This window comes from Formosa sp. Hel3_A1_48 (assembly GCF_001735715.1).
Classification (GTDB): Bacteria; Bacteroidota; Bacteroidia; order Flavobacteriales; family Flavobacteriaceae; genus UBA3537.
This window is the reverse complement of record NZ_CP017259.1, coordinates 1490819-1512922: the sequence shown is the minus strand read 5'-3', so window position 1 is coordinate 1512922 and position 22104 is coordinate 1490819. Positions and strand designations below refer to the sequence as shown.

The following is a 22104-nucleotide window of genomic DNA, read 5'->3' as shown; positions in this document are numbered from 1 at the left end:
AAATATGAAATTTCTAATTACTTTTTTCTGTGTTACTATCTTATCAACCCAATGTGTGTCGAATAAATTAGACAAACAGAGCAACAATGATAATCGAAAAGTAGTGATGGTGTATAAATACTACACCCGTGGATTCTATAGAGAATATCATGTCCAGCAAAATAAAGTTAAAACTTTTCTTGACTATGCTAAAAGCAAATTTACATACAGAGAAGTGGTGCCAATAGATTGGGCAAAAGCACTTGACCTTTTGAATAAAATTGATTTCAAAGAATTCGAAAATCTAGAAGCCCCTTCAAACGATCGGCATACAGATCAAATTCAGCATGGCGAATTGACCATCAAGATCAACACCTCAACTTTCAGGTCACGTAGTTTTGATCATGGAAATCCTCCTGATCAAATCAAAGCTTTGGTGACCCATTTATTGTACATGAGCGAAGACGATGCAATTCAAAAATAAGAATCGTATTTTTGCATTATGAGTATAAAAATAATTCAAGAAGAAATAGTAGATGAGTTTTCCATGTTTGAAGATTGGATGGAACGCTATGAGTATATGATTGAACTAGGTAAATCTTTGCCTCTTATCGATCCAAAACACAAAACGGACAACAACATCATCAAAGGGTGTCAGAGTAAAGTATGGCTTCACGCTGAATTTGAGCAAGATAAAGTTATTTTTACAGCAGATAGTGATGCGATCATTACAAAGGGAATAGTGGCGATTTTGATCCGTGTATTTACACAACAAACTCCACAATCAATTTTAGAAGCCAATACTAATTTTATTGACAAAATTGGCCTTAAAGAACACCTCTCGCCAACTCGCGCTAATGGGTTGGTAAGTATGATCAAACAAATAAAAATGTATGCTATTGCATACCAAACACAACAACAATCATGAGTGAATCAACTATAGATGTTAATGCTTTAGGCGAAAAAATTGTCCGCGTTCTAAAAACCATATTCGATCCAGAAATTCCTGTAGATATTTATGAGCTAGGTCTCATCTATGACGTTTTTGTGAATGAAGATTATGAGGTTAAAATCCTAATGACGCTTACAACACCAAATTGCCCTGTTGCAGAAACACTTCCCTTGGAAGTTGAAGAAAAAGTAAAGTCTCTTGACGAGGTGAAAAATGCAGAAGTCGAAATCACTTTTGATCCACCGTGGACACAAGATTTGATGAGCGACGAAGCAAAACTTGAACTTGGAATGCTTTAGAATGGCAGACGAAATTATAAATCGCGTAGCGAAAAGCAATTTAGTTTCAATTGACCTAGAAACATTCTACACAACAGAGAAACGTAGCCTTATAGATATTAAGTATTGGTTATTTCAAGAGCTTGTTTTGAAAGAAAAAGAATTTAGGGAAACGCTAAAAAAATTCGATTGGCAGCAGTACAAAAACCACCATATTGCCCTGCATTGTAGTTCTGACGCAATTGTCCCTACATGGGCCTATATGCTCATCCAAACGCATCTTAGTGGCATTGCAAAGACAGTTATTGTCGGGTCTATGGAGCAGCTAGAATCCATAATTTACGCTGCAATAATTAACAATTTGGACTTAGATTATTGCACAGACAAACCTGTCATTATAAAGGGCTGTACAAATAAACCTGTACCCCAAAATGCATACTTGATGCTTATTCAAAAGTTGCAACCAATCGCAAAATCCATTATGTATGGAGAAGCCTGCTCTTCAGTACCACTCACCAAGAGGAAAAAAATATAATTTCGCCTGAATATTATTTGAGAACTCAAGTATAATAATATCTTTGTATTATAATACACCCTAAATCTGAAAATCAAATGAAAAAAATCCTACTCTTAGCGCTGAGCGTTCAGCTTAGCTCTAGCTATGCACAAAACACTGATCAAATTCAATCAAATTGGACCAAAAAAGGGGTAATTACCTTTTTAGCCAACCAATCCTCATTTAACAATTGGATTGCAGGCGGCGTCGATAATATCTCTGGAACACTTGGTCTTAATTACGATTTTAACTACCTAAAAGAACATTGGACCTGGGACAATAAATTGATTGCTAATTTCGGCATTACTAAAATTAAGGGCCAAGAGGTCCAAAAGTCTAGTGACCTTTTAGAATGGAACTCTATCCTTGGGAAAAAAGCAAAGAACTTATGGCATTATTCTTTCTTTTTGAATTTTAAAACACAATTCGCTGACGACCTAGACAAAGACACAAAAGGACCAACAACATTTTTATCTCCAGCATACATACAATTTGGACCAGGACTATTTTGGAAAAAAAGCGATAACCTTAAGATCAATTTTGCACCAGCCACAAGCCGATTTATTATTGTAGATAAGAGCTTAACCCTGCCCAACGAAAAGTATTTTGGCGTTGAAGAAGGGAAGAGTACCCGTTACGAACTAGGAGCCTCAATTAGTGCTTATTATAAACTCAATTTGATGAAAAATATAAGCATGGAAAATATTTTGAATCTATTTTCTAACTATCTTATCGAAGCTAGAAACATCGATTTGGATTACAGCATGAATTTAATCATGACTGTAAATAAATACATTTCGGCCAACTTCTCTATCCAAACTATATATGACGACAATGCGTTTAGAGGTCTGCAAACACGTCAAGTCTTTGGTATTGGTGTTAACTATGATTTTTAAGACCTATTGATTTAAGAAAAAAAAGCACCAAATGGTGCTTTTTTTATTCATTATCTTCATAGTCAGGATATAAGAAATGGTTGTAAGGAAAACGTTGAATATGAATTTTACGCACCTCAACGTAAACACGTTTACGAAAATCTTCAAGATTTTCTTTATTTAAGGCCGAAATAAATAGCGAATGATCACCAATTTTAGACATCCATGTAGCTTTCCACTCCTGTAGCGAATAATGCGCTTTTGTCCTTGGATTCATGAGGTCGGTTTCATCAAAAGGCTCAGGGGTATATGCATCAATTTTATTAAATACCATAAGCGTGGGCTTATCCAAAGCATGAATTTCCTCCAATATTTTATTGACCGATTCTATGTGCTCTTCAAAACTGGGATGAGAGATATCTACAACGTGCAATAATAAATCTGACTCCCGCACTTCATCTAAAGTACTTTTAAAAGAATCAACCAATTGTGTTGGAAGTTTCCGTATAAATCCTACAGTATCACTCATCAAAAATGGCAAGTTTTTTACTACAACTTTGCGTACTGTAGTATCTAGGGTTGCAAATAATTTATTTTCAGCAAAAACATCCGATTTGCTGATGACATTCATCAACGTAGATTTTCCAACGTTGGTATAGCCCACCAAAGCGACACGCACCAAAGCCCCACGATTGCCACGCTGAACGGACATTTGCTTGTCAATTTTTTTGATTTTAGCCTTAAGAAGAGCTATTTTTTCTCTAACGATTCGTCGATCTGTTTCAATTTCAGTTTCCCCTGGTCCACGCATTCCGATCCCCCCTTTTTGACGCTCAAGGTGTGTCCACATGCCTTTAAGTCGTGGTAACAAGTATTGGCATTGGGCCAATTCTACTTGAGTTCTAGCATAGCTGGTTTGCGCGCGTTGGGCAAAAATATCGAGAATGAGATTGGTGCGGTCTAAAACTTTACAATTTAAGATTTTGCTGATATTTCGCTCTTGAGCTGCAGAAAGTTCATCATCAAAAATAGCAGTTCCAATTTTATTTTCTTTAATGAATTCTTCCAAGTCTTTCATTTTGCCGGAGCCAATAAATGTTTTTGGGTTGGGCATGTCCATTTTTTGTGTAAAACGCTTAACAACTTCACCTCCAGCAGTGTAGGTCAAAAACGCCAACTCATCTAAATATTCTTTGGATTGTTCTTCATTTTGGGTCTTGGTAATTACCCCAACAAGCACTGCTGACTCCAAATTACTGTCTTTTTTCTCAATCATAATGAATGCAAAATTACACATTAATAAATAGAAGGAAAGATAAAGTTTTAATCAATAATTATGCTTTTGGTCGGCTTTTATTAACCTTTTATCTATTTACACATTTAAAAACAAGTTAATGTGTTATGATTTTGTTAAATTCAAACTTCAAATTAACCAATTTACAAGATGAAAAATATTACTACCGCACTGATGTGCATATTATTCTCTATCTTTTCTTATGCTGTTAACACTGAAGTTGAACAATTTTGCGCAACAGGGACTGATGCAGGTGGAACGACTTTAAGCATAACCCAAACCGATATTTCTGTAAACGATAGTTATCCTACGACATCAATTACAATCGCCTCAATGACAATGGGAAGTTTTTGTCCAGCTTGGTACAATGCGACATTAACCGTAGTTGGAGGGGTCTCCGATGGAGTTTCAATAACAGGATGTAATGCAGATATGGCAGGAATTGACCTGACTGGATTTACATCATTGACCCTTGTTTCTAACGATACCGATAACTGGACAGATAGTATTACAATGTGTCTGGATTTAGAAGTATCTTGGCAGCCAACATGGAGTAATCCAAACCTCGCTGACTCTGAACAATTTTGTGCTTCAGGAACTGATGCTGGTGGAACTAGTTTAAATCTAACACCAATTGACTTTACAGTCAATGGTGAAAATCAAATTAGTTCAGTTTCTATTACTTCAATGACAATGGGAAGTTTTTGTCCAACTTGGTACAATGCGACATTGACTGTTGTAGGAGGGGTCTCCGATGGAGTTTCAATAACAGGATGTAACGACGATATGACAGGAATTGATCTTACTGGATTTACATCACTGACCCTTGTTTCTAACGATACTGATAACTGGTCAGACAATATTACGATGTGTCTGGAGCTAGAAATCTCTTGGGCGGTGGCAACCTTAGACGCTGAAGAAGAGGTTTGTGCCTCTGGAACTGACGCTGGTGGGACTACTATAAATTTAACTCCAGACGATCTTACAGTAAATGAAGGAGAACCCATTACATCAATTACAATCGCCTCAATGACAATGGGAAGTTTTTGTCCAACTTGGTACAATGCGACATTAACCGTAGTTGGAGGGGTGTCCGATGGAGTTTCAATAACAGGATGTAATGCAGAAATGGCAGGAATTGACCTCACTGGATTTACATCATTGACGCTTGTTTCTAACGATACTGATAACTGGACAGACAGTATTACGATGTGCTTGAATTTAAGCGTGACTTATTTAGAGCCACAATGCCAAGCGCCAAGTAATTTATCGCTTACAAACATAACAGCGTCCTCTGCTGATGTTTCGTGGAGTGCGGGCAGTGAAACCTCATGGGATTGGCAAGTTGTTCCATCGGGTACAACTCCAAATGAGACAGGTACCAACACAACAACTAATCCACTTAGTATTAATGGATTAAACAGCAACACAAGTTATGATTTCTATCTAAGAGCTTTATGTGATGATGGTTCAGTAAGCGGATGGGTATCTTCAAGCTTTTCAACTGGCCCTGCCTGTGGGGACATTATAACAGATGCTGGTGGAAATGACGGCAACTACGGGAATAATGAATTAATAACCGTTACTGTTTTCCCAGAAAACACAGGAGATGTTGTGACGTTTACTTTCCTAAGTTTTGATACAGAAGGTTGCTGTGACGACATGACCGTATACAATGGCCCAAATACTAGTTCTGAAGTTGTAGGTACATATGCTGGAACCACTATCCCTGACCCAATAACTTCTACAGACGTTTCTGGAGCACTGACTTTTGTGTTTGACAGTGATTCTTCTGTAACAAGTGATGGTTATGAAATTTTAATTACTTGTGGTCCACCTCCAACATGTTTGGCGCCTACAGAGCTTACCATATCTAACATTAGTGGAACTACTGCAGATTTTGACTGGGAAACACAAAATGGCAATGAATCATGGGAATATGTGATTGTGCCTAATGGAGATCCCGCTCCAACTGCAGCTGGTGTCTTTACAGCAGTCAACTCCACAACGTTTACTGATTTAGATTTTCTAACAACTTATGATGTATATGTTCGTGCATATTGTGGAACGGAAGACGGCTATTCTATTTGGTCAGGACCAGAAACCTTTACCACGACGCAACAAACTAATTATACAGTGGATTGTGCTTCAGGCCAAGCAGTAAATATTCAATATTGTTACACCAACAATGACTCAACATTCTGGTTATTTACATCCACTGACGGTTTTCCTTTAGAAATAACATTTAATGCTGGAACCATTGAAGGATTCTGGGATGATCTTACGATTTATGATGGCCCAGATAATACATCTCCCGTTCTATTCAATAATAACGATGCAGACATTGAAGATTTTACAGACTTAGTTGTAGAATCAACATCTACAGCAGTTTACATTGAAGTCGATTCAGATGGTTCTGGAAGTTGTCAGTCATCTTTTGGCTATACTCCATGGGATTTTGATGTATCTTGTAAAACGTGCATTACGCAAACCGTTGAATTCGATATAGTAGGCAGTTGCGAACCCAATCAAGAATTTTATGTTGAAGCCAACATTACAGACATGGGAAGTTCATCAAATCTTGAATTGACTGATAATCAAGGAAGTGCGACTCAAACAGCAACAGCTACAAGTGTGGTGACTTTTGGTCCATATGTTGCCAATACCCAAGTGGTCATTTCTGTATTAAACACAGACGATACAAGCTGTCTTTTGGAAAGTGATCCACTCACATTTTTGTGTCCACCACCACCAAACGAATGCTCGATTGTTTATGCTGGAGAAGACACAACATTTTGTAGTGATAATGATCCTGCTACGGTACTAACAGCGTCCTACCATATAGTTGGCCAGGATACCACATCTTATGATGTCACTTTACTAGATGAATGCCCAGCGCCAATATTAGAAGGTGGAACGCCCACAAGTATTGATACGGATGACATTTGGTCAGAAGCTATTGACCTTGGTTTTGACTTTTGTTTCTTTGGAGAAACCTACAGCCAAATACTGATTGGTTCAAATGGTGTTTTATCTTTTGAGTTTGAAAATGCTGAAACTGGAAATGGATGGGATTTACAAGGATTTGGAAGTTCAACTCCTGATCAACTCCCAAACAGTTCTAACACAACAATTTCTGAAGCTAATATATTTGGTGTTGGTCACGACATTGACCCTTCAGATTGTGGTGAGATTAATTATATGGTTTTAGGAAGTGCTCCTGCACGACAATTTGTAGTTAATTATATTGATGTCTGCCATTTTGGCTTCAGCTGTTCAGATTACACCTCTACATCTCAGATTATTCTTTATGAATCCTCAAATTTTATAGATGTAAATATTATAGACAAGCCAATCTGTACAGAATGGAATGATGGGCTTGCCGTAGTAGGTATTCAAAATATTAATGACACCATTGCATTTACACCAGAAGATAGAAATACAAGTGTCTGGGAAGCATCAAACGAGTCTTGGCGCTTTTCTCCATCAGTTGGAGAGGCTGACTATGTGTTTGAATGGTACGATGGAGATACTCTTGTTGGGACTGAGGATACCATCACTGTTTACCCTGAAGAAACTACCACATATACAGCTGCGGTAACATACAACTTGTGTAATGGTGAGACCGCAACGGTAACCGATACCGTGCTTGTTGAAATCACACCCACCCCAATTCCTATTGCTGTAGAAAACGACGTATTTATCTGTGCAGGAGAAGAAGCTGTACTAGAAGTTAATATTGATGCTTCGGCACAATCACCAGATATTGTTTATTATTGGACTTATGATAACGTGGATATTCAATCTGGCCCTGAAAATACATTTATGTTCGCAGAAGGAGCTCAAGCATATGGGGAATATCTTGTCACTGCTTATAATGAAGAAACAGCCTGTTACGCAAGCACCGTAATCAATGTTTTACCAGGGATTGTTCCTGAATTAGAACAGGACACGTCATTTAATAAATGTATTAATGGCGAAGTTGAACTCAGCGTTAATATCATTAACGACCCTGAAATGACATCCGAGTACAACTACGCATGGTACGTTGATAATGAGCTCATCGCAGAAGACACTAGTGGAAGTTTTATTCATGGTGAAGATTTGACAAATGACCCTGTTGTTGTAATAGTAACGAATTTAACTACAAGCTGTGCTTCGGAAACAATGATTAATGTAAATTACTTCCAAAATCAAAATTGTGTAGATATACCCCAAGGTATATCACCCAATGGAGATGGCCTCAATGACTGTTTGGTTCTTGACCATTTAGAAGAGCAGGAAGATATTGTGAAAGCTGAAATTTACAATAGATATGGCGTTAAGGTCTTTGAACTTAATGACTATGTTGACCATTGGTGTGGTCAGGACGCAAGCAGTGGGTCTTCAGACGAATTATTGCCTGTAGGGACCTATTTCTATGTCATTCAATATGCTTCTGGTCGCGAACCAACAATCAGCTGGATTTATCTAAATTACTAACCTAAACAACTAACAAAATAAAAATGAAAAAATTAATTCTAATATTTTTAACCGTACTTATTGCACAGCAGGTTTCTGCTCAGCAGGATCCTCAGTATACGCAATACATGTACAATATGAATATTATAAACCCAGCATATGCTGGAATTTCTGAAGGTCTATCCATCGGCGCGCTATATCGTAGTCAATGGGTGGGTCTAGATGGCGGACCAGAGACTTATACGTTTAATATTCATTCACCTATTGGAAAACAATTAGCAATGGGGCTTTCTGTAATTTCAGACCAAATTGGCCCAGTACAAGAAACCAATGCCTATGTAGATGTTTCCTACACAATTCCTACGGGAATGGAAACACGCCTTGCTTTCGGAGTAAAAGGAGGGTTTACGTTTCACGATATTGGGATTGCAGAAACACAAATTAACCTAGTTGATATGGGAGATCCGTTTTTTGCAAGCGCCATTAATGAAACAACGCCAAATATAGGAGCGGGTGTATATTTTTACAAACCAAACAAATATTACGTCTCTGTTTCTGTGCCAAATATTCTCAACGGGGTACATTTAGATGCCAATGGAACTAAAATTGGTTCAGAATCAGAGCATATGTTTGCTGCTGCTGGTTACGTTTTTGACCTGTCAGAAAATTTTAAACTTAAGCCACATGCTTTATTGAAATATGCATTTGATGCACCAATGAGTTATGATATCAATGCTAATTTATTTATGTATGATTTAATTGAAGTCGGAGTTGGATATCGACTTGAAGATTCATTTAGTGGTATGATTAACTTTCAAGTTATGGAAAACCTTCGTGTTGGATATGCTTACGATGCTATCCGATCGGATTTGGATATTGTAACAAATTCATCCCACGAAATATTCATAAATTTTGATTTCAGATTTTCTTCAAAAGTTTCTCGATCACCTCGTTATTTCTAAATTTAAGCTAAGTACATTATCATGAAAAAATACAGTTCAATTTTAATTATCATATTAGTCACTGGTTTATTTGCCAATGCACAATCAAAAGCTACTAAAAAAGCAGACAAACTCTTTTCAAAGTTTGAATTTGTTGATGCGGCAAAGGCTTATGAAGCACTGATCGCGAAGGGTGAAGCCAATGCCTATATTTACGGAAAACTTGCAGATGCTTATTATAATGTTTTCAATACTGTTGAAGCAGAAAAATGGTACGCAAAAACACTTAAATCTTCTGAAGCTCCAGAAAAGATTTACAAGTATGCACAAATGCTAAAAGCCAATGGTAAATACGAGGAGTCTAACACGCAGATGGTAAAATTTGCTTCTATGCGCCCTGCAGACCACAGAGCAATTGCTTTTGTTAATAACCCAAACTATTTGCCAAAAATCCTTGAAAAAGGTAAAAAATTCAATGTTCAAGACGCGGGTGTCAACTCTGCTTATTCAGATTTTGGAGGTACGCTACAAGACGGCAAATTGTACATCGCTACCGCTAGAAATGAAGAGGGTAAGAGCTACGGATGGAACGAAGAGCCTTTTTTAGATATTTATGCGGCAAATAAAAACAAGGATGGGTCTTTCCAAGCTCCAACTGCAGTCAATACACTAAATACTAAATACCATGAGGGAGTAGTTTCTTTCTCTCCTGACGGAAATACTTTATATTTCTCTAGAGAAAGCTATTATGACAATATTTTTGAAAGAGATTCACTGTCTAGAAATAAATTCAGTGTGCTCAATCTTTATAAATCAACAAAAGAATTAGGAAGTTGGTCTGAGGGAGAAGCGCTTTCTTTAAATTCAAAAAACTACTCCGTAAAAAACCCAGCTGTTAGCCCAGATGGAAAGACCTTATTTTTCGCATCGGATATGGCCGGAGGAATGGGACAATTTGATATATATTCAGCACCATTCAATGGCGATGGTAGCATAGGTGAAGCCACCAATTTAGGTCAAAAACTAAACACTGAAGGTCAAGAAATGTTTCCTTTTGTAAGCGCAGATAACACACTTTACTTTTCCTCTGATGGCCACTTAGGCCTTGGTGGTATGGATGTGTTTTTTGCTAAATTGGTTGATGGAAAAGTGGGGCCTATACGTAATGTAGGTATTCCTGTAAATGGAAATGCAGATGATTTTGCATTCACCATAAATAATGAATCCGGAGAAGGGTTTGTGTCCTCTAATCGCGAAGGTGGTGCAGGAAGTGATGATATTTATACTGTAAAAGTATTGCAGCCTATCTGTGACGTTTTGGTTAATGTGACTGTTAAAGACAGCGAAAGTGGTCTTGTACTGGCTGGAGCAACTGTTAATGTTACTGACACTGAAGGCAATGTGATAGGGACAAAAATTACATCAGAAAAGGGTGAAGTGAGTTACATTATCGAATGTGAAACAGCGCTTTACCTAACAGCTTCAATGGAAGAATATGAAAGTGCTTCAGGAACTATTGAAGGCACAAGCGAAGAAGAAGTTTCAACAGAAATTCTGTTGGATCCTATTGACGAAATTATACTTGCAAATAAAGTCATACTAAATCCAATTTATTTTGATTTTGATAAATCGAATATCACAGCTCAAGCTGCTTTTGAGCTGGACAAATTGGTACAACTCATGAATAAATACGAATCTATCGTTATTCGAGCAGAATCGCATACAGATTCTAGAGGTAGCGCGTCCTACAATCAAGGTTTATCAGAAAAGCGCGCACTAACTACAGCACAATATGTAGTTTCTAAAGGCATTACAGCAGATAGGATTACAGGTGTTGGTATGGGCGAGACTACCCCAGTAAATGATTGTGGAGGTGGGTGTAACGAGGACGAACATCAAATGAATAGACGTTCAGAATTTATTATTCTTGAAGGTAATCCAAACAACGAATAGTTAATAGATAAATTCAAATTTGAAAAGACCTCCACTTTATTAGTGGGGGTTTTTTTATGCAGCCTTAGACAAAATAAAAGCTAAAGAGAAAAGAGAAATCGGAATAAGGATCAAAAGCAAAATAGAGTGTGTTTTGGAACGTTTTAAGCGTTTTGACATGAGAACCGCGCGCTTTTTTCCATTATAACTCATCCAGTTTTTAAATAAGATAAAACCAACAATGCCTATGGATACAATCCATAAACTTGTATCGTCTAAAACATTGAGTTTCATTTGCATTGCAAACTTTATGAAAAATATACCTAAAACAAGGCTCAAAGCTATTTGAACTATAGAAACATACAAACCTGACCATCGCACAGCTAGCTTTGGCTTGCGTTGTTTTATATGTTGAAAAACAGAAAGGTATAAGGAATCAAAAAAATCCATTATAAAATGTAAAAAAAAGCCTGTGAGAGACCCACAGGCTTTAAGTTTATTTTAATGCTTTCTAGTCTTGCACTAAAATTTTAAAATCGTCAATTTCGAAAGTTCCATCTGTTGAGGCCTGTCCACTACCAATATATTTGAAAGCAACGTACCCATTCCCAGAAAAAGAACTCAAATCTACAAGTCCAGAATCTACCCAGTTTTGATAGTATTCACTGTCAGATACAATATTTGCATTTAGAGTACTCCAAGATGATGACTCAATTGTGGCTTCTGTACCATCCCAATCCGTGGATATAAGTAATTCCAATTCACTACCATCAGAAAAACTGTTTGAGGAAATAAACTTCACAAACTCTACTCCTTGAGCATCTAGATCAATAACAGGAGTAATCAGCCAAGCAATCGTACTAGCATCTCCTGTGTTATAGGATCCTAATGAAACCATTTTACTTCCAGAATTTTGAGAGTCATTTGTAACTTTAATAAACCATTCTCTACTCCCCGCCTCTGTATAATTAGTCCAACCATTTCCACTTAAAGAACTATAATTTGGATAAGATTCAAAATCATCCTCAAAAATTGGTGAAAAATCGTTTATGTCTAGAAGTTCACAACGGCTACCATCCATTTGAACATCATCTGATGAGTTTAATGCAAGAACTAATTCACTTCCATTGTACGTTTTTGAAACAATTCCGGAGATCGAACCACCTCCTGCAGGTAGAACTTCATTTTTAAAACTTGCAAATGAGCTGGTTTCTAATTTGAAGGTTGAATAATCGAAACCTGTACAACGCTGAACAGTACGCTGTGTGTCGTAATCATCTGTTGGGGATACAAAAGGTAAACCTACATCGCTTGTAGGGAATTCTGTAGACTCAATAGTTACATAAATTCCAATATCACTTGCTGATAAAGATGGAACCTCTTTAGGGACTAAGTTGTTTGTTGTTGCAGAGCGAAAGATATACAAAGGAACCTCGTTCGCTGTAAATTCTTGTACCTCACCATCACCATTCATAGAACTCCCAATGGTAAACACACCGTCGCCACCTCTTACTTCACCTATAAAGAGATCTTTTAAATAAATATAAACCTCACGACCAATATTAAATTGATTATACGAGTCCACTTGGTTTAATGCAATTTTTACTGCGTCAGTTGGGTTCTCAGAAGCATTTTGAATAAAAAATTCTTTATAAAAATTTCCGCTCGCATCGGATGAAGACACATAACCTTTTACAGCAATTTCAGAAGTAATCTCTGTGGCTTCGTCGTCCGATTCAAATTGAGCTTTCAACTGTTCTATGGTGATTAATTGAACCTCTCCAGAATCTATTCTTGAAAGTAAATCATTAAGATTTTGATTCTCTTCAGTACCAAGGCTAGATGGCACGTCAAATTCGTCGTCCTCTATACATCCTACCATAGCTAAACATGTGAGTAAGGATAGGGCTATTGTTTTAAAGTTTATTGTTTTCATTAGTTTAAAATTAATGTTCATTTTTAGTTTTTTTAGAATCTGAAATTTAGGTTTAAGAAATAGGTTGGGCCTCGACCATACCAATATTTTGGTCCAAAGACGCGCTTGGGGTTGGCTGCATCTTCTTTTAAAGATTGGTAATTGGCACTTCGCCCTTGCTCAAATCCGCCAGATTTATATTTTTGATTAAAAATATTGTTTAGGCTTACAAATAAGCTAACATAATAGTCACCTATTTTCCAAGATTTTCCGCCCACGGCATTTACTACCATATAGTCTTCAAATCGCTCTTGACGTAATAGTTCTCTCGCCAAGTTCGGATCATAATCTGAAAAAGGAAGTCCATCCGTGTCTAAATAAAAGTTTTCTGTTCTAGTCAATGGAGAAACATCAACATAGGTGTTGGCGAAGAAGTTAGTTGTTGCACCAAACCACCAATAATTTGGGTCTCTGTATTCAAACCCAATAGAGGCTGCCTGTTGAGGTCCTCCTGCTATTTTATAGTTCTCTAGCTGCGCTTCACCAAAGTTTAGCCCTTCAACAAAGTCACTGGATGTTAAAACCAAATTTGGATTGTTATCATAAGTAAATTGACCAACCGAAGCAACACCGGTCAACTTAATACTTGGCGTGACTTGGGCTTCAATCCCAAATTCCATTCCCAAATGGCTTTTATCTATCCCTTGAAGTATTTCTTGAACAAAAGCAGTCCCTTGATCAACTCCACTAATACCATCAGCAAAATAAAATGAAACCTCATTAGCATCTTGCATTTGTGTATAATATCCTGTCAATCTAGCTTTAACCGTTGACGATCTGAAAATATAGTTGGCGTCAAAAGAGGTGATTTTTTCTTCTGTGATGTTTATACCTGATTTATCGCCAACAATCGCGTGATTTTCGCGAGAATTAGTGAACGTATTTCTAATGGTTGGCGCTTTAGAAAGATATCCTGCATTGACATTAAAAATATGCTTACCAGAAAATTTATAAGTAAACCCTCCCTTTGCTCCTAATCCGGTAAAAGAAAGTTTACGCCCTTTACCTAAAGAATTATCGGCATATGTTTCTGTTTGATACAGCCCTTCACGCTGATACTCTGTAGCTGTATAGCTCCCCGATAAAAAGAAGTCTACTTTGTTGTATTTGAACTGTGCCTGAAGAAAACTACTTAAAACATTCGCATCAATATTGTAATTGTATCGAAAGGTATCACCCTCACCAACAACTTGATTTGGATTTTGCAGATCAAATTGTACTTGATCAAAAGAATCTACATTGAGATAGCCTGTATTGCTGCCTAGCATATCAACTATTTCAGCAAAGTTATGTGACTTTAGACGTTTGTAGTTTATCGCTGCATTAAGCGTTGTATGTTCGGATAATTGAGATTCTAAAATAGTGTTGACTGTTAATTGCTCATCATCGCTACGGTCTTCATACAATACATAAGCGGCATAATCGCCATTGATGTTATTGGTTAGGTTAGCATCATAAATACGGTTCCAGTTGACTTGACCACCAGTTCTAAAGGATTGATCGGCTAAATAAGCCCCTGCATAATCTGGACCATCAGTATCCGCCAAAAAGTAACTCGGCAACCCTTGGTAGTAGGCTGGACTTGGATTGGCTCCTCCTGCATAATCCAAGCGACTATTTCCAAGTTCTCCAAATTGATAAGCAACATTCGTGTTCAATGATGTCTTTTCAGAAATATCCCAATAGTGATTCAACATTAGTACAGGTTCTGCAATACGTCTAACACGAGAGTTGCGTTTTTCGCCATCATGCCATCCCCAGTATTCATTGTAAGTAATCCCCTTAAGGTCAAAAACTTCTTGAGTGTTAGGCGAAGATTTACCACGGCGGTTAGGCGTATAAATTCCAACAAAATTTAAACTATGTTTATCATTAATTTTCTTTTCTACAGATGCGAAAAATGAATTGGCATCGTAGAAAGTTCCATCTTGAAACCCTTCATTACCCCAACGTCTACCGATAGAAAAAGCATAGGCCCATCCACCATCAACCATTCCTGAGGCATATGTTGCCATCAAACGATTTGTGTAGCTTCTATTGGATGAGGAATATGTAATTCTACCTCCAGCTCTGTAACTAGATGCTCTCAAATTAATGTTGGTTGACCCTAGTAGACCTCCAAAATTATATGAAGATGGCGCCAATCCCATACTCAGTTCTTGACCTCTTAAAACATCGTTTAGTCCTCCCCAGTTGCTCCACTGAGGCCTGCCATCAAACAATTTATTCATTTCAATACCATTCATCAAAACGTTTCCATTCTCTGAATTTAACCCTCGTACACGAAAAAATGAAGAACTGAACTCAAATGCGGCAGCTCTTTGAAAAATATCTTGAGAAGCAGACAGTAATCCAGAAATGTTATCAGCGCCACTAGTGTCATCATTAAGTTCATCATCGGAAAGTGTAATAGTGAATAAATCATCATCCGAGTTGTCTAACGATAACATCATGTCTTGAATACTTAACGTTTGTCCCTCCGAAACGATAATGGGGTATCGCGCATTGAGGTAACCTACTTTACTTAGCGTAAGTATTTGCTCCCCTAAGGGTAAGCCAGAGGAAAACTCAAACGCACCCAATTCGTTAGTGTAAGTAGTTAATTGAGTTCCTTCAAAATTGACCAAAACGCCTATAATAGGTTGGTCTGTGAGCATGTCTTTCACTATACCCTTGACAACAGTTTGTTGTGCAAATACTAAGGATAAATTAAAACATACAAACAAAAAACTAAAAAATTGTTTTTTCATATTAAGATTGATTTTGTTGATGTATATATGTATATATATATATTAAACAAAAGTACGTTTCTTATTTTTAAAATTTATACTTTTGAAGTAATAATTAATTGTAAATCAAAGACCCATTTTTTCTCATATGTTAAACAAATACTTCAAAGCTGTAATAATCGTGTTTTCTGCTCTTTTCGCACTTAAAACAGAAGCGCAGAACAAACGAAAATTTAAAGTACATACCATCGCTTTTTATAATGTTGAAAACCTTTTTGATACTATTAACGACCCCAACAAATACGATGAAGCCAGTCCAATGATGGAGCTTAAAACAGCACGCGCCGAAGTTTATCAAAAAAAAGTCGAAAATATGGCTAGTGTGATTGCGAGAATTGGTGCAGATATGGCAAAAAATACCCCTGCGGTTATCGGCCTTTCTGAGGTTGAAAACAGAGCGGTTATTGAAGATTTAGCCAACGATCCTGCATTACTGGAAAAAGATTATGGAATTGTTCATTACGAATCACCTGATGAACGCGGAATTGATGTAGCACTGATGTATCAAAAGGCATTATTTGTGCCAATCAGCACAAGCTCACATGAATTAAAATTAAGAGATAGCGATGGGGATCGGGATTACACTAGAGATCAACTTTTAGTCAGTGGGTATTTGGAAGGTGATTTAATTCACCTTATCGTCAATCACTGGCCATCACGCAGTGGAGGAGAAGCAAGAAGTAGGTCTAAACGTGAAGCTGCGGCCGCCTTGAATAAACGACTTATTGATTCGCTTCAAAGTAATGACCCTTATGCTAAGGTGTTTAGTATGGGTGACCTAAATGATAACCCAAACAACAGTAGCCTAAAAAAAATACTCAAGGCCAAAGGCAATAAAAAGAAAGTTGGCTTTAAGGGAATTTACAACCCTATGGAGCCCTTTTTTAAAAGTGGACTTGGCTCAAATGCATACAGAGACGCTTGGAGTTTGTTTGATCAAATTCTAATTACAAAGCCTTTGCTTGAAGAGGATTATTCATCATTCAGATTTTATAAAGCGGGTATTTATAATGCACAATTTTTAATCACCAAAAAGGGGCAATTCAAGGGGTATCCATTCCGAAGCTTTTCTTGGGGAGGATTTACAAATGGCTACAGCGATCATTTCCCCGTATATGTGCATGTCATAAAAGAAGTAAACTAATTTCTAATTGGGCCATACATCCCACGGTATCCTAGACAGTATGAGCAACAATGCAATGGTGTAGAAAATTGCCAATGTTTTGAATTTTGGAGCAGATAATCTTTTCTTTTTGTGTTTCGAATAGCCTATTGTTATTAAGGCTACCGCCAAAATATTAATAGTGGGGTGCTCTACTAAGTAAAGTCGGTGAACAGCCGTCTTCATAACCTCGCCAACGCCCAAATCAGCCCACAAAGAAAAACGGCTAGAGGTAAAATACAAAACAAGACCAATAAGTAATTGAATATGGGAAACAATTAGTGTAAACAAAGCCACACGAAATGTTTTTGGGTCGTATTCTTTCTTTGAAATTACCCCTAAGATTGCTTTAAATACAGCTAAAAGCAAAACGAATAAGACTAAATAGGCCCAATAGGAATGTACAGATTTGATCATTGTAATGAAGTTTAGTTTTCTCTACAAAAGTACAAGATTTCTAGCCATAAAAAAACCCCCACACGTGTGGGGGCTTAAATTCATTGCATTATTTAAAATTGTGAATTAGAATCTGTATTGGAAACTTGCGTTCCATGTTGTTCCATTACCTTTAAAATATCCATATGCATCTTTTTGATTTACGTAATCTTTATCGAGAAGGTTATAGACGTTAGCTCTAAATAGTACGTTTTTACCACCAAGGGTGAAATCATAAGACAGACCCAAGTCAAGTAGACCGTAGCTGTTTAATTTTTCTGCTTCATAGACCTCACCATCAACACCAGCTTGTATAACATCTTCTACGTCTACAAAGCCGTAAAAATCATCAAAATAATTGAATGAAGAATAAAGAGTTAAGCGGTCGGTAGCGTCCCAATCCAAACCTACGCCAAATGAGGTCTGTGGTGCTTGGCCAACTTTCACGTTAGAGAGATTAACTTCTCCAGATTCCTCTAATTGATTGGTTTCACCATCAAATCTTCTGTAAGGAGTGGTGTCTTTATATTTCCAGTCTCCAATAGAACCAAATACATTAAAAGCTAATCCGTTTGCAGCCATTGGTTTGTATTGAAAGTCAAATTCTATACCAGTATGTATTTGTGTTACGTCGTTGAAGTTATAGAAAACATCATCGCCTGCGTCGTCTTGACCTCCGAAAGAAAGGTAGCGATTTCCCCACTCAGTGCTGTATGCATCAATATTTAAACGGAATTCATCGGACTGAAAACGGTATCCAGCTTCAAAGCCAATTACTTCTTCATTTTCTACATCACCGTTATTGATTAAATCGTTGCTGTAACGAACATTATCAAAAATATTATCTAAGAAAGGTTGTCTGGAATAAATTCCAGCATTTGCAAATAATTTATGTTGGTCATCGTTACTTGTATACCCTAAACCACCTTTTAGGTTGTACCCCGATTTATTAATCTTTTCCGATTTTCCAGCATCACCAGCAACATTTCCCCCGTCTCTTTGATAAGACTGAGTCGATACAGATCCTTGTAAGAAAGCAGAAAGGTTGTCGGTAGCATATTCTGCTTGAGCAAAACCACCTAAATAATTGATTGTTTCTGAATAATCATAAGCAATTCTTTGGTCTTCATCAGCATAGTTTGATAAAGATGCCCAAGGGTTTGCATCAAATGTTTGAGTAATCAAATTACCATTATCACTCCAAGCATCCAAACCAAACATATGTGTTAATTGTCTGAAGTGGTCTCCAGTGTATGTTCTGCCATCAAAGCCGATGTTATAAGTTAATGGACCACCATTATCAATGTTTAAGTTTGATACAACCCCATACCAGTTATGGTTGTTCACAGAAGCTCTACGCGCGTAAGCAGGAGAATAATTTGGATCATCACTGTCTGAATAACCAATACCACCTGGAATTGCAGTGTTTTGTACTTCAATCGCATCAAAGTCAATTTCTTCGCCATTACCAGAGTTTATTGATTCAGGGTCGTCATAACGGATTCTTCCACGGCCCCATCCACCAGTACCTCCTCCACGGCCCCAAGAGGCATACAGTACTGTAGAAAGATCTAAAGTTTCATTGATATTGAAATCCCAGTTAATGTTGGCAATTGGTTTGTGGTAATAATTACGTCTTTCAGTGAAACGTCTTCCGTTGTAAAATCCGCTATTATCGTTGTACTTATTGCCGTATTGCTCAAATTCATCTAATCGTTTTGAAAAATTTTGATCATGCCATTGTGGCGCCCCAGTAACTAAAAAGTTGAATGTACTTCTTTCACTTGCTTTATATCCAACAGAGAAAAAATAGTTTTGGCCTTGACCTGCAGTTCCTACTGCATATTTTCTGTGCCCTTGCCAATGGTCCATCAAAATGGAAAATGCCCATCCATTTTCATCCAAGCCAGAATCGTAGGATGCTGTAGTTTTGAAATAACTATCATTACCCGTTAGGAAACGAACGAAACCTCCTTTTGTTCTGTTTGTTGTTTTGGATACAATGTTGACTGTACCTCCAACAGATGAAATTGCGAGCTTTGAGGATCCAAGACCTCTTTGCACTTGAACAGCATTAGCTACGTCGGACATACCGGACCAGTTAGACCAATACATTTTACCGTCTTCCATACCATTGATTGGTTGACCATTCAAAAGGAAAGCCGTGTTAGATTGAGAAAAACCACGCGTAAAAATTTGGCTATCTCCAAATCCACCTGCTTGGTTAGATACATAGACAGATGGTGTGTTCTTTAACGCTTCTCCGAATTCTACGTTACCTACGGCACGTGCCTGAATTTCTGCAGAGCGAATAGTAGATACCGCTACGGGTGTCTTTCTGTCGTCAGCTAAATCGATAACCCCAGATCCAACGATCACAATTTCACCGAGTGAATTGTCTGCAACCAAAGTTAATGTCCCTAAATCTGTAGACCCGTCAAAGCTGACTGTCATAGATTGGTACCCTACATAAGAAACTACTACCAATCCGCTATTTGCGGTTGTTTCGATAGAGAACTTTCCATCGAAATCAGTCATGGTACCATTTGAAGTTCCTGATTCAATAACATTTGCACCAGATAATGGTGCATTAAGCTCTGCGTCCATTACAGTTCCTGTAATGACACTTTGAGAAAAAGCAGGAGCCACACTAAGGAGAAATCCCACTATTAAAATTAATAATTTTTTCATTTTTTTTGTGTAATGATTTTATGTTGATTTACTATAAAAATAAGAATATTTTTACAGGATTAAAAAATAATAGATTTGTATTTTGATAATTTGTTAACACAAGAGCGGAAATCATGTTAATAATTAAAAAATATGTAATGTTTAACCCTCAACGCATAGATTTGTACATGCTGATAAGATTGGCTGTTGATGCATCGTGATGCGCAGAGTAACTGTCCGTAAATTCATCAAGTATTTTTCCTGCCAATTGCTTGCCCAATTCAACCCCAAATTGATCGTAACTGTAAACATTCCAAACCACCCCTTGCACAAAAATTTTGTGCTCGTACATTGCTATCAGTTTTCCAAGACTTTCTGGCGTAAGTTTATCTATAAAAATGGTATTAGTAGGGCGGTTCCCTTCAAAAATTTTATATGGGATTATAGATTCATTGGTTCCTTCGGCTTTCACCTCAGCTTTTGTTTTGCCATTGAGCAGTGCTTCTGTTTGTGCAAAAAAGTTGGACATCAACTTGTCTTGATGGTCTTGATTGCCGTGCAATGGTGTCCCAAATCCTATAAAGTCAGCAGGAATCAGTTTTGTGCCTTGATGAATCAATTGGAAAAATGCATGCTGGGAATTGGTTCCTGGTTCGCCCCATATAAGATTCCCTGTTTGGTAACTCACTTTGTCACCAGCTCTATCGATACTTTTTCCATTACTTTCCATAATAGCTTGCTGAAGATAAGTCGCAAACTGATTTAGATATTGGGTGTAAGGGATAACAGCTTCACTTTCGGCCTTAAAAAAGTTATTGTACCAAATGCTTATAAACGCTAAAATCATGGGTATATTTTGCTCAAACTTTTCTTCCTTAAAATGTATATCCATCTTATGAGCTCCTTTTAAAAGGGCATTAAAATGATCAAACCCAACAGCCAAGCTAATACTTAATCCAACTGCGCTCCACAATGAGAAACGGCCTCCAACCCAATCCCACATAGGGAATATATTTTGAGGATCAATACCAAATGCTTTTACGTTTTCGATATTGGTAGAGACGGCTACAAATTGTTTTGCAATATCGTCTTGGGTTGCATGTTGCAAAAACCATTGCTTGATGGTTGTAGCATTTGATAACGTTTCTTGCGTGGTGAATGTTTTTGAAACAATTACAAAGAGGGTCGTTTCTGGATTTAAGTTTTTCAGAACCTCGTTCACATGGTCGCCGTCTACATTACTCACAAAATGTACATTTAAATGATTCTTGTAATAAGACAATGCGTCAACAACCATCGCTGGCCCAAGGTCAGAACCACCAATTCCAATGTTTACAATGTCTGTAAAGGCCTTGTTGGTAAACCCTTTTCTATCCCCTTCAATAACTTCCAGTGAGAATTGTTTTATTTTGTGTTTTACTTCGCAGATTTCAGGAATAACATTGTTACCTTCATAAAAGACCTCTGCATCTTCTGGTGCACGCAGTGCTGTGTGCAGAACAGCTCTGCCTTCAGTTTTATTGATTTTTTCTCCTCCAAAATATTTTGAGACTGCATCAGATAATTGAAGTTCTTCCGCTAAATCTTTTAATAAACTCAAGGTTTCAGCATTGATTCTATTTTTAGAATAGTCAAGAAAAAAATCCTCCCATTTTATAGTCATTTGTTGGGCTCTTTCGGGCTGATGCTCAAACCATTTAGTCATGTGAGCCTCCTTTATGGATTCAAAATGTTGTTGTAATTTATTCCAGGCCTTAGTTTGGGTAGGGTTTATAGATTTTAAGCTCATAATGTTTAAAATTCGG

16 protein-coding genes are annotated in these 22104 nt (G+C 37.3%); 9 read left to right on the top strand and 7 right to left on the bottom strand.

Annotation, left to right across the window (positions count from 1 at the left end; translation table 11 throughout):
• The first annotated feature begins 4 nt into the window (after positions 1–4).
• The 5 genes from FORMA_RS06840 (at position 5) to FORMA_RS06820 (ending at position 2661) form a co-directional block, all read left to right on the top strand.
• Positions 5–463 (top strand): hypothetical protein, encoded by a 459-nt coding sequence (locus FORMA_RS06840; protein WP_157506047.1) that lies wholly within the window; start codon positions 5–7, stop codon positions 461–463.
• A gap of 18 nt (positions 464–481) precedes the next feature.
• Positions 482–907 (top strand): SufE family protein, encoded by a 426-nt coding sequence (locus FORMA_RS06835; protein WP_069674958.1) that lies wholly within the window; start codon positions 482–484, stop codon positions 905–907.
• Positions 904–1230: a DUF59 domain-containing protein gene (locus FORMA_RS06830; RefSeq protein ID WP_069674957.1), complete on the top strand. Its 327-nt coding sequence runs from the start codon at positions 904–906 to the stop codon at positions 1228–1230. Before FORMA_RS06835 ends, FORMA_RS06830 begins: the two co-directional genes overlap by 4 nt.
• Position 1231: 1 nt before the next feature.
• The gene (locus FORMA_RS06825; protein WP_069674956.1) at positions 1232–1744 is read left to right on the top strand and encodes a DUF2480 family protein; all 513 of its coding nucleotides are present in this window, start codon (positions 1232–1234) and stop codon (positions 1742–1744) included.
• Between the two features lie 77 nt (positions 1745–1821).
• The gene (locus FORMA_RS06820; protein WP_069674955.1) at positions 1822–2661 is read left to right on the top strand and encodes a DUF3078 domain-containing protein; all 840 of its coding nucleotides are present in this window, start codon (positions 1822–1824) and stop codon (positions 2659–2661) included.
• A 43-nt stretch (positions 2662–2704) separates the two neighbouring features.
• Here FORMA_RS06820 and hflX read toward each other — a convergent pair whose 3' ends face one another.
• On the bottom strand, positions 2705–3916 hold the full coding sequence (hflX, locus tag FORMA_RS06815; protein ID WP_069674954.1) for a GTPase HflX: 1212 nt from the start codon (positions 3914–3916) through the stop codon (positions 2705–2707).
• 168 nt (positions 3917–4084) lie between these two features.
• Between hflX and FORMA_RS06810 the strand changes: the two genes are divergently transcribed.
• The 3 genes from FORMA_RS06810 to FORMA_RS06800 are packed head-to-tail and all read left to right on the top strand — an operon-like array spanning position 4085 to position 11289.
• Entirely contained in the window at positions 4085–8416 is a 4332-nt protein-coding gene (locus FORMA_RS06810) for a gliding motility-associated C-terminal domain-containing protein (protein WP_069674953.1), read from the top strand.
• 23 nt (positions 8417–8439) lie between these two features.
• A complete protein-coding gene (locus tag FORMA_RS06805) occupies positions 8440–9357 on the top strand; it encodes a PorP/SprF family type IX secretion system membrane protein (protein ID WP_069674952.1) in 918 nt (305 codons plus the stop codon).
• Positions 9358–9378: 21 nt separating this feature from the next.
• Positions 9379–11289 carry an OmpA family protein gene (locus FORMA_RS06800; protein ID WP_069674951.1) on the top strand — a complete coding sequence of 637 codons (1911 nt, stop codon included), beginning with the start codon at positions 9379–9381 and terminating at the stop codon, positions 11287–11289.
• Between the two features lie 54 nt (positions 11290–11343).
• Here the strand turns inward: FORMA_RS06800 and FORMA_RS06795 are convergent, their stop codons facing one another.
• The 3 genes from FORMA_RS06795 to FORMA_RS06785 form a co-directional block, all read right to left on the bottom strand.
• On the bottom strand, positions 11344–11718 hold the full coding sequence (locus tag FORMA_RS06795; RefSeq protein WP_069674950.1) for a hypothetical protein: 375 nt from the start codon (positions 11716–11718) through the stop codon (positions 11344–11346).
• A gap of 61 nt (positions 11719–11779) precedes the next feature.
• A complete protein-coding gene (locus FORMA_RS06790; RefSeq protein ID WP_069674949.1) occupies positions 11780–13204 on the bottom strand; it encodes a DUF5689 domain-containing protein in 1425 nt (474 codons plus the stop codon).
• A 32-nt stretch (positions 13205–13236) separates the two neighbouring features.
• Positions 13237–15993, bottom strand: coding sequence for a carboxypeptidase-like regulatory domain-containing protein (locus FORMA_RS06785; protein WP_069674948.1), 2757 nt, complete (start codon positions 15991–15993; stop codon positions 13237–13239).
• 127 nt (positions 15994–16120) lie between these two features.
• On the opposite strand from FORMA_RS06785, the gene FORMA_RS06780 reads away from it, so the two are divergent.
• Positions 16121–17176 (top strand): endonuclease/exonuclease/phosphatase family protein, encoded by a 1056-nt coding sequence (locus FORMA_RS06780; RefSeq protein ID WP_069674947.1) that lies wholly within the window; start codon positions 16121–16123, stop codon positions 17174–17176.
• A gap of 3 nt (positions 17177–17179) precedes the next feature.
• Here FORMA_RS06780 and FORMA_RS06775 read toward each other — a convergent pair whose 3' ends face one another.
• The 3 genes from FORMA_RS06775 to pgi all read right to left on the bottom strand — a co-directional run bounded on the left by FORMA_RS06775 (position 17180) and on the right by pgi (position 22088).
• Positions 17180–17611, bottom strand: a complete 432-nt coding sequence (locus FORMA_RS06775) for a hypothetical protein (protein WP_069674946.1) — start codon at positions 17609–17611, stop codon at positions 17180–17182.
• 105 nt (positions 17612–17716) lie between these two features.
• Positions 17717–20320 (bottom strand): TonB-dependent receptor, encoded by a 2604-nt coding sequence (locus FORMA_RS06770; RefSeq protein WP_069674945.1) that lies wholly within the window; start codon positions 20318–20320, stop codon positions 17717–17719.
• Between the two features lie 148 nt (positions 20321–20468).
• Positions 20469–22088: a glucose-6-phosphate isomerase gene (gene pgi / locus FORMA_RS06765; protein WP_069674944.1), complete on the bottom strand. Its 1620-nt coding sequence runs from the start codon at positions 22086–22088 to the stop codon at positions 20469–20471.
• Positions 22089–22104: the final 16 nt, after the last annotated feature.

Bases quoted from the DNA above. Each gene is read 5' to 3' on its own strand.
- FORMA_RS06820 (WP_069674955.1), top strand. From the start codon at position 1,822: ATGAAAAAAATCCTACTCTTAGCGCTGAGCGTTCAGCTTAGCTCTAGC.
- FORMA_RS06770 (WP_069674945.1), bottom strand. From the start codon at position 20,320: ATGAAAAAATTATTAATTTTAATAGTGGGATTTCTCCTTAGTGTGGCT.
- FORMA_RS06775 (WP_069674946.1), bottom strand. From the start codon at position 17,611: ATGATCAAATCTGTACATTCCTATTGGGCCTATTTAGTCTTATTCGTT.
- FORMA_RS06790 (WP_069674949.1), bottom strand. From the start codon at position 13,204: ATGAAAACAATAAACTTTAAAACAATAGCCCTATCCTTACTCACATGT.
- FORMA_RS06785 (WP_069674948.1), bottom strand. From the start codon at position 15,993: ATGAAAAAACAATTTTTTAGTTTTTTGTTTGTATGTTTTAATTTATCC.
- FORMA_RS06810 (WP_069674953.1), top strand. From the start codon at position 4,085: ATGAAAAATATTACTACCGCACTGATGTGCATATTATTCTCTATCTTT.
- FORMA_RS06780 (WP_069674947.1), top strand. From the start codon at position 16,121: ATGTTAAACAAATACTTCAAAGCTGTAATAATCGTGTTTTCTGCTCTT.
- FORMA_RS06805 (WP_069674952.1), top strand. From the start codon at position 8,440: ATGAAAAAATTAATTCTAATATTTTTAACCGTACTTATTGCACAGCAG.
- FORMA_RS06825 (WP_069674956.1), top strand. From the start codon at position 1,232: ATGGCAGACGAAATTATAAATCGCGTAGCGAAAAGCAATTTAGTTTCA.
- FORMA_RS06840 (WP_157506047.1), top strand. From the start codon at position 5: ATGAAATTTCTAATTACTTTTTTCTGTGTTACTATCTTATCAACCCAA.
- hflX (WP_069674954.1), bottom strand. From the start codon at position 3,916: ATGATTGAGAAAAAAGACAGTAATTTGGAGTCAGCAGTGCTTGTTGGG.
- FORMA_RS06835 (WP_069674958.1), top strand. From the start codon at position 482: ATGAGTATAAAAATAATTCAAGAAGAAATAGTAGATGAGTTTTCCATG.
- pgi (WP_069674944.1), bottom strand. From the start codon at position 22,088: ATGAGCTTAAAATCTATAAACCCTACCCAAACTAAGGCCTGGAATAAA.
- FORMA_RS06795 (WP_069674950.1), bottom strand. From the start codon at position 11,718: ATGGATTTTTTTGATTCCTTATACCTTTCTGTTTTTCAACATATAAAA.
- FORMA_RS06800 (WP_069674951.1), top strand. From the start codon at position 9,379: ATGAAAAAATACAGTTCAATTTTAATTATCATATTAGTCACTGGTTTA.
- FORMA_RS06830 (WP_069674957.1), top strand. From the start codon at position 904: ATGAGTGAATCAACTATAGATGTTAATGCTTTAGGCGAAAAAATTGTC.